At 37.8% G+C, this 15505-nt stretch carries 10 protein-coding genes; 8 read left to right on the plus strand and 2 right to left on the minus strand.

From position 1 onward, the window contains the following. Positions 1-111: 111 nt before the first annotated feature. The 6 genes from IGM04_RS00355 to IGM04_RS00380 all read left to right on the plus strand — a co-directional run bounded on the left by IGM04_RS00355 (position 112) and on the right by IGM04_RS00380 (position 4334). Positions 112-627 carry a hypothetical protein gene (locus tag IGM04_RS00355; protein ID WP_033594356.1) on the plus strand — a complete coding sequence of 172 codons (516 nt, stop codon included), beginning with the start codon at positions 112-114 and terminating at the stop codon, positions 625-627. Beyond that, positions 627-2024: a DUF2974 domain-containing protein gene (locus IGM04_RS00360; RefSeq protein ID WP_086317568.1), complete on the plus strand. Its 1398-nt coding sequence runs from the start codon at positions 627-629 to the stop codon at positions 2022-2024. Before IGM04_RS00355 ends, IGM04_RS00360 begins: the two co-directional genes overlap by 1 nt. Next, complete coding sequence (locus tag IGM04_RS00365) at positions 2021-2326, plus strand: hypothetical protein (RefSeq protein WP_016630651.1); 306 nt, start codon at positions 2021-2023, stop codon at positions 2324-2326. Before IGM04_RS00360 ends, IGM04_RS00365 begins: the two co-directional genes overlap by 4 nt. A gap of 9 nt (positions 2327-2335) precedes the next feature. Continuing rightward, entirely contained in the window at positions 2336-2602 is a 267-nt protein-coding gene (locus IGM04_RS00370; RefSeq protein WP_086317569.1) for a hypothetical protein, read from the plus strand. Positions 2603-2898: 296 nt separating this feature from the next. Next, positions 2899-4134, plus strand: coding sequence for an MFS transporter (locus tag IGM04_RS00375; RefSeq protein ID WP_002356101.1), 1236 nt, complete (start codon positions 2899-2901; stop codon positions 4132-4134). A gap of 20 nt (positions 4135-4154) precedes the next feature. Then, positions 4155-4334 carry a hypothetical protein gene (locus IGM04_RS00380; protein WP_002381345.1) on the plus strand — a complete coding sequence of 60 codons (180 nt, stop codon included), beginning with the start codon at positions 4155-4157 and terminating at the stop codon, positions 4332-4334. A 206-nt stretch (positions 4335-4540) separates the two neighbouring features. Here IGM04_RS00380 and IGM04_RS00385 read toward each other — a convergent pair whose 3' ends face one another. After that, on the minus strand, positions 4541-6025 hold the full coding sequence (locus IGM04_RS00385; RefSeq protein WP_002396762.1) for a helix-turn-helix domain-containing protein: 1485 nt from the start codon (positions 6023-6025) through the stop codon (positions 4541-4543). Continuing rightward, the gene (locus IGM04_RS00390) at positions 6019-7506 is read right to left on the minus strand and encodes a helix-turn-helix domain-containing protein (RefSeq protein ID WP_086317570.1); all 1488 of its coding nucleotides are present in this window, start codon (positions 7504-7506) and stop codon (positions 6019-6021) included. Before IGM04_RS00390 ends, IGM04_RS00385 begins: the two co-directional genes overlap by 7 nt. A 709-nt stretch (positions 7507-8215) precedes the next feature. On the opposite strand from IGM04_RS00390, the gene fss1 reads away from it, so the two are divergent. After that, positions 8216-14314 (plus strand): fibrinogen-binding MSCRAMM adhesin Fss1, encoded by a 6099-nt coding sequence (gene fss1, locus IGM04_RS00395; protein ID WP_179189082.1) that lies wholly within the window; start codon positions 8216-8218, stop codon positions 14312-14314. A 273-nt stretch (positions 14315-14587) separates the two neighbouring features. Then, on the plus strand, positions 14588-15502 hold the full coding sequence (locus IGM04_RS00400) for a diacylglycerol/lipid kinase family protein (RefSeq protein ID WP_002407569.1): 915 nt from the start codon (positions 14588-14590) through the stop codon (positions 15500-15502). Positions 15503-15505 lie beyond the last annotated feature (3 nt).

Genomic DNA, 15505 nt, shown 5'->3' on the forward strand with positions numbered 1-15505 from the left:
AAGGATAAAATAAATACTAAGCTTGAAGGTACTGACTAAATTGTAATCGATGACATATAAAGGAACAAACCAATAAAAATTATCGTACATAAAGAACAAGGAGGTGAATCAGTGAAACATAGGAAGCAATGGTTAATCGGATTACTCATTATTTTAATCATAGGAATTGGAGGGAAATGGTACATGGACGAACAAGAAAAAGCAAAACTACACGAAATCCAAACAGACTTAGCGAACTATTTGTATAATAACTATCGGATTTATACGAGAAATCAAAAAAAAGTCGAAGAGATTTATCAAGAGTTTAATAAGGGAAAAGGAAGTATTTCAGAAGAGGAGTATTTTAATAAATTAAGTGCGTTAAGAGAATACTCCGACATTACCAAAATAGAATTTACAAGTTTTTCAATAGGACCAATGAAAGGTTTAGAGGTCGAATTTATTATTAACGATGTGTATGAAGATAATACAACATTAAGTACTATCTCAGCAGAAACAGGAAAATTTCGCTATAGTTTGGATCCAGGAAATACGAGAAATAATTATGTTTTAGAAGAAAAAGAACAGCCAACTTCTGTAACAATGTCCAAGAATAAAATTATGTATTATGAAGGAGGGATAAAGTAATGGATAACTATCGGAAATTTTCTGAAACAGTATATGGAGTGCAGAAAGAAACAACAAATTCAGGAGATGTTATTAAATACAAAGGGGCGAAGTACCTTGTAATCAATACCATCGATACTGATAAAGATACCCTCGGATACGAACATGAACCAAGAAGTAATAGCATGCAAGCCATGACAGTAGCAGAACTCAAAGATGAATACAAGGGTAAAGAAGAGGTTGATTTAAAAAATGTACCAGGCTATCCCCAATCCGTAATCAACCAAAATCTAACCATTGTCTACGCTGGTACCAAATCATGGCAAGATTGGAAAACCAATTTTCGAGAAATTGGCTTTAATGACAAACACCAAGCTGGAGCGTTCCAAGCTGCTTTAACATATGCCAGTCAGATTGAGCGCCAATATTCTCCTGAAGCTGGCTATACAATTAACACGACAGGTCATTCTCTTGGTGGTGCCGAAGCAATTTATGTTGCGGTTTTGAAAGGCTACAATGCCATCACGTATGGTGCGGCTGGTTCAGGATTGACAGACGAACAAATTAAAAACTACAAAGGTCAAATTATTAATTTCTATGATACTTCAGATGCGGTCACCAGCAGTTTTGTAACAGGTGGACAAGGGAAAATTCCTTTTTATAGTTTTGGAGTTGATAATTATAGTGGCGTAATTGTCGGTTGGGTTAAAAAGACGTTCGGCCATGATTTGGATATGTTTAAAACTGATGATGCCGGTAATTATATTGATAAATTTGGCGATATTGCTGTCTATTCAGATGGGCATGGTGGCGTTGCAATCGAGCAAACCATCCTGGCGCAGCAGATTTTAGAAAATAAAAATAGAATCCGTGGGCTGGAGACTTACGACGGCACGAATCCTGAGACATTGGCAGAAATCAACCGTTTAAAAAAAGAAAACAAATGGCTTCAAGAACAACTGAAACAATTTAATCAGTTGAATGAATTACGTGTTTCTTTAACGGCGAGCGGTGGCGGATTATCTAGTAATGAACGGATTTATTTAGAAGATAGTCAAGCCTTAGCGGTTGTTAAAGTCGCCGCATCACAATTTGATGTAGCGATGGAAGAGTGCCTACATATTTACAAAAAAGTGATGCAAGAATTACAAGAAGATTGGGAAAACGGATTGCAACTCATTCAACGACATACACCAGAACTTTCGTATGCAGAAATGAGAGAGGCGATGGATCAAGTCCAATGTACGAAACAAACGATGGTTGACCAAGATCTGGAATATTTCCAGCAAAAATTCAGCAAAATCAATCGTATTAGAACTTCATTTGTTCAATTAACCCAACAAATTACCGCTAAAATAAATGAATTGGTTCAGAGAGATCAAGAATTAGCGAACCAACTGAAAGGAGCCTTAACATGACGACAGCCGATGAGCTAGAAAGATGCCGCAGACAATTGCGGGAGTTAGATGAGCAAGAAATGCTCTTAGCTTCTTATCAGAGAAAAAGCCAACAACTCGCTGAAGAAACCTATTATAACATTCAGTCTGCTATTCGAATGATTGCCGAAAATCAGCAACCACTACAACAAGCGAGACAAGCGCTTGGCCGATTAGAATATGACTTTTCAGAAGAAGTAAGTCATGCTAAGAGAAAACTTTACCGTCAGAGGGAAGAGTTAGAAATAACGTATAGAAAATTAAATGCACAGCGGGAAAGTTAACGAAGGAGGATGTTCATGGAGTTATTGGAGAAATTATGGAAAGAATACCAAAAGAATCTGCAAAAAGTAACAGCGCAGTCTCTCGGTTTATCGCTGTTACAACAACAGAGTAAAAAAGTACAGAAAAGCAAGCGAAGGGAAAAAAATGCTTTAGCACAAGCCAAACGCTCAATAGAAAATGCAAATACTGGCTTAGAAAAGTCGGTCCAAGGACAATTTGGTAAAAAAGTAACCGATGTCTTAGACATACAGAGTCAAACTATAGACAGTTTGTAATAGATGTGAACTTATTTTTAATTAAAAGAAAGAGTCCTCAACCATTCGATATTTTGAGAATAGTTGAGGACTCTTTCTTCAACAAAAATCAACAACATTTGTTGAAGTTATTTGTAGATAACGTTTATCATTCACAAATTTACATTTTTTTGTAACGGATATCTCGTATAGTAATAACTGCAAATGAATTTCAGAAAATTTTTTGATAAGTCATCAAAGTGAGGGGATAGCGGTCTTTTATTGAAAAATAGCAACACAAAATAAACAGAACAAAAGAGAGAGGAATTCAAAGAATTATGACAGAACAAACACCAACAAAGCTTTTGAATAAAGGCTTTATCAGTATTACAGTGATTAATTTCATTGTCTATCTTGTTTATTATTTATTAATGGTTATTATTGCGGTGATTGCGCAAGATAGCTTACACGCTACTTTAGGTCAAGCTGGTTTGGCCTCAGGAATTTACATCATCGGGACATTGCTTGCACGACTTTTCATGGGAAAACTCCTTGAACTGATTGGGCGCAAACAAGTCTTACGTTATGGGGCTTTGTTTTATCTTTTAACGACTGTTGCGTATATGTATATGCCAAGTATGGGCATTCTTTATCTGGTCCGTTTTTTAAATGGGTTTGGTTACGGAACCGTTTCGACAGCGACCAACGCAATTGTTACCGCCTATATCCCTAAAAACAAAAAAGGGGAAGGGATCAATTATTATGGTTTGAGTACTAGTTTAGCAGCCGGCATTGGGCCATTTATTGGGATGTTATTGTTAAATGTTTCCAACTTCCATGTCATTATTAACTTTTCAATTATTTTAATTTTGTTAACAACCATTGCTTGCTTCATTTTCCCAGTGAAAAATATTGAGTTAACACCTGAACATCGTGAAGCTTTATCTAAATGGAATTTTGATAGTTTTGTTGAAAAGAAAGTTTTATTTATTACATTTATCGCCTTTTTAATGGGGCTTGCTTATTCAAGTGTCTTATCTTTCTTATCTTCTTATGTCAAAGTAATCGATTTAGTTGACGTCAGCACCTTCTTCTTTATCGTCTATGCGGTCGTGATTACCTTAACACGTCCATCGACAGGTCGGATTTTCGATGTCAAAGGTGAACGCTACGTCATGTATCCGAGCTACATTTTCTTAACACTAGGCTTATTCTTATTAAGTATGACTACGTCTGGTTGGATGTTATTAGTTTCAGGTGGGTTAATTGGCTTAGGTTATGGTACTTTCATGTCAAATGGCCAAGCGGTTTGTCTTCAAGAAAGCCCAAGTCCTCACCGTATAGGGATTGCTTTATCGACTTATTTCATCGGTTTAGACCTTGGATTAGGGGTTGGTCCGTACGTTTTAGGTGAATTACGTAACTTTATGTCATTCCAACAAATGTACTTCTTAGCAGGCTGTATCCCAATCGTTTGTACTATTTTATATATGGTCTTCCACAAAGCTAAAAATGATGCCAAAGATTTGTCTCTTGAAACGATTGAAGAGATTGAACACGGCTCAGAACTATAAATGGACAAGGAGTGATTTCAATGCCTAACGATGAACGGATTTTAAACGTTTTACAACAAACACTAACGGAAATTCAACGCATGAACACGCGTTTAGCTAAAATTGAAACAGAGTTAGCCGATGTCGATCAACATCACGCGACTTTGGATCATTACTTGCAAGAGCTAGAATTGGTGACAGAAAATAATAACGTCATGTAAAGTGAGTAGTTAGTAAATGAATGTTCTACGCTTCGTTATCACTAGAGTGGAACATTGAAAAATTTTCGTAACGTCAAAAGGTAGCAGTTTTTCTGCTACCTTTTGACGTTTTTTGTAATTTAAAGAAAATAAGCAAGAAACATAAGCTAGTTTAACTTATGTTTCTTGCTTATTTTTAACACTTAAAATGTTTCACGTGAAAACTTTTAAAAGTGGCGTGGACTTTGTTTGGTGACAATTTGTGTATTTAAATTTTCTAAGCTTTGCGCTAGTTCACCAATGCTAGCAGAAAAATCAACATAATAAGTGGGAACCGTTGATTTGACACTAACTTCTGAAAAGATATCTGTAATAATTACATCGAAAGGCTTTTCTGGTGAAGCGACAAAAATTAATTTTTTATCCACGGCTTTACTTAGCTTTTCATAAAGGGTATCTAAAATTAAATTACTTTGATTGGTCCTTACTAAGACACGAATCGGTGGTAAAGATTTCGTTTTCAATGTACAAAAAAGAATAAACAAGCAGTCAACTAACAATTTTTCATTGCCCATCAATGTCGGAAGCATTTCGATTGTAAGTCGCTTCACATCTTTGTAGAGACTTGGATTTTTTTGAAGCGCTTCTTTTAAAAAGCTTTCTTGTACAAATGGATTGGCAATCGTGACAAAGGTCTTAAAAAAGACACTTAAATTTTGGATAGAAGTATATAGATAAAGATACTCGTGAAATGTCAATTTAATTTGATAAAAAGACGTTAGTTGATAAATGATCTCTTTAATGGGTGAGCCTAATAGCTGGACCATATGCATCCGTGCTGCTGGAATTTCCAAGACATCTTGTGTAGCGTAGCTGACACTAATCGTCAATAAGAAAAAGGCAAAAAGGCCTTCTTTTTGTATAAATTTTGTTGGAACTTGGTGTAAGGCTTCTTCTTTAAAAAACAATTCAAATTCACTCAGATTAACAAAGGGATTAACAATCGCTTCTTCCTCCACGAAAGTTTCTTTGATAAAAAAGCCCTCTTTCCAACGCGCTAAAATCACCGCAGAAAAAATTAAGTCTTTTGTAAAATCTTGTGTTGTATTGAAAGAAACAGAGTGTTTTAAACGTCGAAAGAGACTATGGACTTCTTTTTTAGTAATCGTGTGCAACGGCCAATCCCCTTCAGAGTAATTGTTCCAAAAAAGCATCATAAAGAAAATCCGGATATCTTTTTCTTTGCCCACCAACACATTGGTACGTTTTAAATTGATTTCAATCTGATATTTTTGGAGCCATTGGTTTAATTGTCCAATTTTTCGCGTAAAGGTTGATGAAGAAATTTCTAGGACTTTTTCAAAATGTTTGCTATCAATTGCATTATGGTTAAAGGCATAGGTCAGTACTTGATACGCGAAACTTTTTTTGACAAAGTAGGGCATCAAGAACGATAGTTGGAAATAGGGTGCAAACCAAAATGTGATTTCTTTGGCGTTTGCCGACAAAGAAAATAAGTTTTCCCAGCCGTTTTTTTCAATTTCTGTTTGGAGCAAAGCTACAGATTGTAGAATGGTATTTTGTTGCATTTTTAATTGAGTCGCTAAAGTAGAAATCGCCAATGTTTGTTCTTCTGCTTCACGACGTTCGAGTAACTCTTCTAAAAGAGCAAAACTTTTACGATAAGGTACATCAAGTAACCCTGTTAACATCCGATTCCCTCCAAACTGTTTTCCCCACGCAATTTGGCAAAATAAATTTTGCGAACTACTTGTTTTAGGTTATAGTATTCGTCTAAATAAGGAACGGGATGCCAATAAAAAGTTTTACTGGCGTGAAAAAGCGGATTATTTTTGTCAGTAATGACTAAGTCAGGCACTTCTTGAATATGATTAACAAATTTCAAAGGAACATCGCAATAATTATTGATTTCCTTCGCTAACCAATTTTCTTGTATCTGATTAATAGATGAATGAAGTAAAATTTTAACAGGAATTTGTTTATTTAATAAAACGCTCCGAATAATTAAAAAAATGGTTTCTTTAAATAACGCATCTAGTGGATGTTGTTTGTCAAAAGGCAAACGCTTTAAGAAATAGTTGGTTGTTCGTGAAACATTTGGGTATTGTTTTTCATACAAAGAGACATTAGCAACCTCATAGCTCAATTCCTCTTCCACAGGGAAATGAATCAGTCGTTCACTGGCATTAGATAAATTAACCAACAAAAAGACCACTTCTATTGCGCTTAAATCCAACTGTAATTGCGTACATTTTTCAAAAATCCAGGTGACATGGGGACTTTCATCCATGCCCATAATCGCTAAGTTGGCAAAGTTGACCGTTTCTATTTGTTCAAGTGAATACATCGTTAGTGTACTGAAAAAATCATAGTAGAAACGAATTTCAGCCCGCCAAGTGTCGGGTTCTTGTTGTTCATTGATAAAACAATCATTCACTAATAATTGAAATTCTGAATAAGGAAAGGCTAAATTGATCGTAGCAATTTCAGGATAATCGCTGATTGTAAAATCAGATTGGTAACGGAGTAAACCTATGGACATAATTAATTTTAATTTGCGTAAATCGGTATATGTAAAGTAAGGATAACGGTTTTTGATGATTTCAATAAAATTCTGCAATTGCGCTTGATTAGTCTTAGATAAAAATGGTACTAGAGAAGTTCCTGAAATGAAGAATAAGGAATAAAAGAAACTGCGAAAATCTTTTTCAGCACCACAAATTTTTTCTCGTCTTTTTAAGTTTAAATAACAATTAAATCTAGCTAGATAATTGTTTAAACGGTCACTGACTTGTTTGAAAATAGAAAAGTTAATGAAATGCTCTTCACAAAAATCTTTGGCTGAAGTATAGCGTTTTAAAAGTAAATCTAAGGCTAACATATAAGTTAATGACCCGCGAACTACGGCTTCTTTCATTAACTCAATCGGGATATTTTCATCGGCAACTAATTCTATGGACTGTTGATTATTAATGATGCGAATATGTACATTTTCATGTGTATTGACTCGAGAAATTAACAAAGTTAATTGATTCAATAAATTGTTGATATTGTAATGGGAAAATTCATATTTTCGTCGGAGTACTTGCATGGGGACTTTTTCTTTACTGTCATACAAGTATTCAATTAGGGAAAGCAACTGAATTTCCTGTTTGGTTAATAAGTTATACATAATAACCACCTTTCTAATTGGTTATGATTGTTTGATTTTTCAGATAATACAGATAGGGCATTCTTTTCTAAATGACATTGACGATTGCCAGTGAAAGAACTAGTTGTTCTTATGCTACTGTATCTATTCTTAAAAATCAAGAAGAACTGAATGTGTCAAATGGAAGAAAACATGGACAAAAAATGATAGAGCAAAAAATTATTAAGAAAAACAACCAGTTTATATAAAACATTTAAATAACAAGAATGATAATTTGAGTCTATTGATTTTTTAGCTTAAATAGCTTATACAAATAGGCTTTTTTGTCTGGTTAGTTCTTATGAAAAAAATTAAAAAAAACGGTATAGTGGAAGAAGGAATAGTAAAAATAAGAAAGGATAAGGACGTGTTTTCATAAAGATGAAAAGGGTTTCTGGGATTTCATCAACTTTTTCTATTTGGAGGAGAAGTTGTTGATAATTTTCGCTGAAAAATCCCGTTATACTCTTCTTATTCTTATAGAAGAGTCTATAGGAAAAAGCAGAAAATGAATCCGCATTCGAAGGAAGAGTGCGTTTTGAGGAGATAAAAAGAAAAGGTGTGTTGGCTGTCTGTTTTAGCAAGGAAGAAAGACAACAGAAGAGCACTCACTTATTTGGTTTAAAATAAAAAATTGGTACGAAGTGAACGTTCTCTTCTATGTGTCGTTAGTAGAGGAAGGATGAAAGAAATGAGAAAGAATGGTCCAATGGTAAACCGTTGGCTCTACGGGTTGATGTGTTTGTTACTTGTTCTAAATTATGGCACACCACTCATGGCTTTGGCGGAAGATGTTAACAGCGATGGCCAGTTAACGTTAGGAGAAGTGAAGCAAACCAGCCAACAAGAAATGACCTTAGCGCTTCAAGGAAAAGCACAACCAGTAACACAAGAGGTTGTAGTGCATTATAGTGCCAATGTGTCAATCAAAGCTGCACATTGGGCAGCGCCCAATAATACGCGCAAGATTCAAGTGGATGACCAGAAGAAACAGATTCAAATTGAATTGAATCAGCAAGCGTTAGCAGATACGTTAGTCTTAACGTTGAACCCTACAGCTACAGAAGATGTGACGTTTTCTTATGGACAACAGCAACGAGCGTTGACGTTAAATACTGGTACTGATCCGACAGAATCAACGGCAATCACGAGTTCGCCAGCCGCATCAGCGAATGAAGGTCCAACAGAAGAAGCATCTACAAACTCCTCTGTTCCTCGTTCGTCCGAAGAAACTGTCGCCAGCACGACAAAAGCGATAGAAAGTAAAACAACCGAGTCTACGACTGTCAAACCGCGCGTAGCAGGACCAACAGATATCAGTGACTATTTTACAGGTGATGAAACAACGATTATCGATAATTTTGAAGATCCGATTTATTTAAATCCTGATGGCACACCAGCAACACCGCCGTATAAAGAAGATGTGACCATTCATTGGAACTTTAACTGGTCGATTCCAGAAGATGTGCGAGAACAAATGAAAGCAGGCGATTACTTCGAGTTTCAATTACCTGGCAATTTGAAACCTAATAAACCAGGTTCAGGTGATTTAGTTGATGCAGAAGGCAATGTCTATGGAACCTACACAATTAGTGAAGATGGTACGGTTCGTTTTACCTTTAATGAGCGAATCACGTCTGAAAGTGACATTCACGGGGACTTTTCTTTAGATACTCATTTGAATGATTCAGATGGGCGGGGCCCAGGAGATTGGGTGATTGATATTCCTACACAAGAAGATTTGCCGCCTGTAGTGATTCCGATTGTCCCAGATACCGAACAACAAATTGATAAACAAGGCCATTTTGATCGAACGCCCAATCCTAGTGCGATTACTTGGACGGTAGATATCAATCAAGCGATGAAAGATCAAACAAATCCAACTGTGACGGAAACATGGCCAACAGGGAATACCTTTAAGTCCGTGAAAGTCTATGAGTTAGTGATGAATCTTGATGGAACAATTAAAGAAGTGGGTCGCGAACTTAGTCCAGATGAATATACCGTTGATAAAAATGGCAATGTGACGATTAAAGGTGACACCAACAAAGCGTATCGTCTTGAGTACCAAACGACGATTGACGAGGCGGTTATTCCAGATGGCGGCGGCGATGTGCCTTTTAAAAATCACGCGACGTTAACAAGTGATAATAATCCAAATGGGTTAGATGCTGAAGCAACTGTGACGGCAACCTATGGCAAAATGTTAGATAAGCGCAATATAGATTACGACGAAGCCAATCAAGAATTCACTTGGGAAATTAACTACAACTATGGTGAACAAACCATTCCAAAAGACCAAGCAGTCATTACAGACACAATGGGCGATAATTTAACGTTTGAACCAGATTCTTTACATTTATATTCAGTGACATTTGATGACAAAGGAAATGAAGTCGTTGGAGCAGAACTTGTGGAAGGAAAAGATTACAAAGTGGTAATCAACGGAGACGGTTCCTTTGCAATTGACTTTTTACATGATGTGACTGGCGCAGTCAAGATTGATTATAAAACCAAAGTTGATGGAATTGTCGAAGGCAATGTTGCCGTGAATAATCGTGTGGATGTTGGCACTGGTCAGCATTCAGAAGGTGATGGCACAGCCAGTCAACAAAATATTATTAAAAACACTGGTGCAGTTGATTATCAAAATTCAACGATTGGTTGGACGTTAGCTGTGAATCAAAATAATTATTTGATGGAAAATGCCGTGATTACGGACACATACGAACCAGTTCCTGGCTTAACCATGGTACCCAATTCGTTGGTTGTTAAAGATACAACCACTGGTGCTCAGTTGACGTTAGGTAAAGATTACATGGTAGAAATAACTCATAATGCAGATGGTGAAACAGGCTTTAAGTTAAGTTTTATAGGGGCGTATGCCAAAACAAGTGATGCCTTCTACGTAACTTATACTACCGTTTTCGATGTTACCGAGTTAGACGCTAACAATCCTGCATTGGACCATTACCGAAATACCGCTGCCATTGATTGGATGGATGAAGCAGGAAACAATCATCACTCAGAGGATAATAAACCGTTTAAACCTTTACCTGCTTTTGATTTAAATGCGCAAAAAAGCGGTGTTTACAATGCCGTCACCAAAGAAATCACTTGGACGATTGCTGTTAATTTAAGTAATAATCGTTTAGTCGACGCCTTTTTGACGGATCCAATTTTAGCCAATCAAACCTATTTGGCTGGGAGCTTGAAAGTCTATGAAGGCAATACAAAACCAGATGGTTCGGTTGAAAAAGTGAAACCAGCGCAACCGTTGACGGATATCACAATGGAAGAACCAAGCGAGAAAAACCAAAATACTTGGCGTGTTGATTTTCCTAATGATAGTCGTACGTATGTGATTGAATTTAAGACGTCTGTTGATGAAAAAGTTATCGAAGGTTCGGCTAGTTATGACAACACCGCATCTTATACAAACCAAGGTTCTTCACGTGATGTGACAGGAAAAGTTTCTATTCAACATGGTGGCGAATCAGTGAAAAAAGGTGGCGAATACCACAAAGATGATCCAGATCATGTGTACTGGCATGTAATGATCAATGGCGCCCAATCGGTTTTAGACGATGTGGTTATTACTGATACACCCTCACCAAACCAAGTGTTAGATCCCGAGTCATTGGTGATTTACGGTACCAACGTAACAGAAGACGGAACGATTACGCCAGATAAATCTGTTATTTTAGAAGAAGGAAAAGATTACACACTGGAAGTTACCACCGATAATGAAACAGGACAACAAAAAATTGTCGTTAAAATGGCCCATATTGAAGCACCTTATTATATGGAATATCGTAGTTTAGTGACTTCTTCAGCAGCGGGGAGTACAGACACGGTATCCAACCAAGTGTCAATTACTGGAAATGGTTCAGAAGTCGTTCATGGGGATGACAATGGCGATGTGGTCGTTGACATCGATCACAGTGGCGGGCATGCCACAGGGACTAAAGGCAAAATTCAGCTGAAGAAAACAGCCATGGATGGGACGACTATTTTAGCAGGCGCCCATTTCCAAATTTGGGACCAAGCCAAAACACAAGTCCTACGTGAAGGTACAGTAGACGCCACTGGGGTTATCACATTTGGTGGGTTGCCGCAAGGGCAATACATTTTGGTGGAGACAAAAGCACCAGAAGGCTATACAGTTTCGGACGAATTAGCTAAAGGCCGAGTCATTACTATTGATGAAGAAACTTCAGCCGAGGGAGCACAACCAACCATTATTAAAAACGATGTCAATAAAGTAATTTTAGAAAAAACAGATGAGAAGGGCAAAAAATTAGTCAATGCACGCTTTAAATTAGAGCATGCTGTAACCACGCCGTTTACTCATTGGGAAGAAGTTCCCCTTGCGCCGGATCGAACCAACGCGAATGGCCAGTTAGAGGTGGATAGTTTAAAACCGGGGCTTTATCAGTTCACAGAAATCGAAGCACCGACAGGCTATCTTTTAGACACGACACCCAAACGGTTCATTGTGACACAAAACACGAGCGGACAAATTCGTGATGTTCATGTTAAAATGCTTAATTACCAAGGTTCTGCTGAACTAATTAAAAAAGACCAAGCAGGCAATCCATTAGCAGGTGCTGAATTTTCAGTCCTTGATGCCACAGGACAAGCGGTTCGAGAACACTTAGTTTCGGATGCAAACGGAAAAGTCACAGTGACGGATTTAGCCCCAGGAAAATATCAATTTGTGGAAACCAAAGCGCCAGCAGGGTACCTTTTAAACACTGAACCAAGTGCTTTCACGATTGCAGCAAGCGATCGGGGCAAACCAGCAACAGTTATAGCAACGGCTAACTTTATTAACTATCAAGGCGCAGCTAAATTAATCAAAAAAGATGTGAATGGACACTTATTAAGTGGTGCGACATTTAAAGTGCTTGATGCGAAGGGACAAACGATTCAAACAGGCTTGACGACAAATAATCAAGGGGAAATTATTGCAGAGCACTTAGCCCCAGGTAAATATCGCTTTGTAGAAACCAAAGCGCCAACAGGCTATTTGTTAAATACCACGCCAGTCCCATTTGAAATTGCTGAGAAAAATGCTGGTAAACCAGCGGTCGTTGTTGCTAGTGACAACTTTGTGAATTACAAAGGGGCTTTCCAAATCGTGAAAACGAATAGCGCAGACCAACCATTAGCAGGTGCTGTTTTTGAATTATATGATCACAATAAACAATCATTAGGGATTACAGCAACGAGTGGCAAAGATGGCAAAATTATCTTTAGAGACTTGGCGCCAGGTACCTATTATTATAAAGAAATCAAAGCACCAAAATTACCAGATGGCGCAGATTATATTATTTATCCTGAATTAGTAAAAGTAGAAGTTCGTGGTGATTTCAAAGGTGATCCGGAGATCTTCCAATTAGGGGCCTTCGCCAATTTCAAAGGACGTGCTGTCTTTAAGAAAATCGATGCCAATGCGAACCCACTTCCAGGAACGATTTTTAAATTGTATCGAATCGAAAACGGGGAAAAAATCTTTGAAAGAGAAGTAACTGCTGAAAAAGATGGTTCATTGGCTATGGAGGATTTAGGCGCTGGTAGTTATGAATTAGATGAACTGGATGCAACGGATGGCTATATCGTCAATAAACAACCCATTTATTTTGTAGTGAAGAAGAATTCAAATGATAAACAACCACTAGATGAGTTAGAGTTTGTAAATTATCAAGCGGAAGTAACGGGACGTAAAGTCAACGAGCAAGGTCAAGCCTTAGCGGGTGCAGTTTTTGCAATTTACAATGCCGATGAGCAGAATCAGCCCCAAGGTTCACCGATAACATTCTTGAATCGTGCAGGAGAAAAGGTTTCTGAAATAACAACGGATAAGACTGGCGAAATTTACGCTAAAGGGCTGAATGAAGGGCATTACGTTTTAGTGGAAACGAAAGCACCAACAGGCTATCTGTTAGACACAACGCCACATCCATTTGATGTAACCGCCCAATTAGGAAAAGAGCAGCCAATTGCTTTAGGCGATCTTATCAATTATCAAGGAACTGCTCAATTAACCAAAGAAAACGAAACAGGTGAAGCATTGGCAGGTGCGGTGTTTAAGGTCATTGATGAAACAGGGCAAACCGTAGCTGGACAAGCCAATCTGATGTCTGACAAGCAAGGCAAAGTCATTGCGAAAAATTTAGCACCGGGAACGTATCGTTTTGTGGAGACACAAGCGCCAACAGGCTATCTTCTTAATGAAACGCCAAGCTCAAGCTTTACGATTGCGAAAGACAACCAAGGCAAACCAGCCACTGTGGTACTTAAAGCACCTTTTATTAATTACCAAGGTACTGCCAAGCTGGTGAAAATTGATCAGCAAAAGAATGCCTTAGCAGGTGCTGAATTTAAAGTGACAGATGCAGAGACAGGGCAAACTGTCGCTCGTTCATTACGTTCTGACAACCAAGGGTTAGTTCAAGTGAACCACTTACAACCAGGAAAATATACCTTTGTGGAAACAAAAGCACCGGATGGTTACCAACTATCTAAGCAAGCTGTCGCATTCACTATTGCAGCAACAGCGAAAGACAAACCTGAACTTGTGGATGCGGGCACGTTTGTTAACGAGAAACAACCTGTATCCAAAAAAACAAAACCAAATCAGCCAACAACGAAACAAGCAGCTAGAGAGACAGGTTGGCTTGGTTTACCGAAAACCAACACACAAGTCAATTACTTCTTTGTCTTTATCGGCCTCCTGTTGGTCGGTTTGGCAAGTTGGCTCTTCTATAAAAAGAGCAAGAAATAAGCAAAAGCTATAAAAAAACAGGCCATCCGTCGAAAGGACGGATGGCCTGTTTTTTCCTCTTAAGCTAATCAACTGAACAAAAGTAGCTCCTTCTTATTGATATTCTCAGGTAAGCCTTCATCTCAGTTTAGCCTTTGAACAGAACTTACTGGGTTCTTGGAGATAACCGCTTGTGCCTAAGCCTTTGTTTTTCGATGCTATCTTTAGGTATTTTGGCTAAAATATTGTACACTTTACATGTGCAAGAAATTTAGTTAGAGATATGAGGATAGAATGATGAAAAAGATGATGGTTTTATACAACGAAACTTCAGGAAGTAGTGAAAGTAAAGAGATTGCAGAACGCTTTAAAAAAGCTGCAGAAGCGAAAGGGGAAGCGGTTATTTTGCAACCTTCTAATCCAGACATTGATCCTGAAGAAATGCGGAAAAATGCCAAAGAAAATCAAGTGGGTGTCTTGGTCGTTATTGGTGGTGACGGGACCATTCATCATGCCGTTCAAAATTTTAAAGACACCATTCGTGACTATCAAATAGGGATTATTCCAGGTGGAACAGTCAATAATTTTGCACGTGTGTTAAGTATTCCTTTGAAAGAAGAAGACGCCTTTGAGACTATTTTGGCAGGACAGACCACGCCAGTTGACTTTGGGATGGTAAATCAAGATGTGATGATTTCGACCTTAACAATTGGACTATTAGCGGACACAGCAGCAAATGTGACCCAACAGGAGAAACAAAAATATGGTCCTTTAGCCTTTACAAAGCAATTTTTCCGCTTATTAATGAAAAAGAAAAAATACAAACTAAAAATTGATGGCGATGAAAGACGTTGGCATGGCAAAGCCCAATTATTAACGATGACCATGACGAATTCTGCTGGCGGCTTTACCAATTTCGATGCCAATGCTACGCCAGATGACGGCGAAGTGCACATTATCATTTTGCCTAAGTTAGTTTTTTACAAGTTTGTCTATTATTTACCTAAAATTATCAGAGGACAATTAAATGAAATTCCTGGTGTCGTGTATTTCTCTGGGAGTCAATTTAAAATTAGTGGCGAAAAAGACAAGAAAGTCCAAACACGAACAGATGGCGACCCTACCGATGATTTACCGATTAAAGTAACGGTGGAAGCTGGGGGACTCAACGTGTTTGTTCCTGAAACGTCCACATCTACGAAAGAATAAAAG

This window comes from Enterococcus sp. DIV2385 (assembly GCF_051711925.1).
GTDB classification, from domain to species: Bacteria; Bacillota; Bacilli; order Lactobacillales; family Enterococcaceae; genus Enterococcus; species Enterococcus faecalis.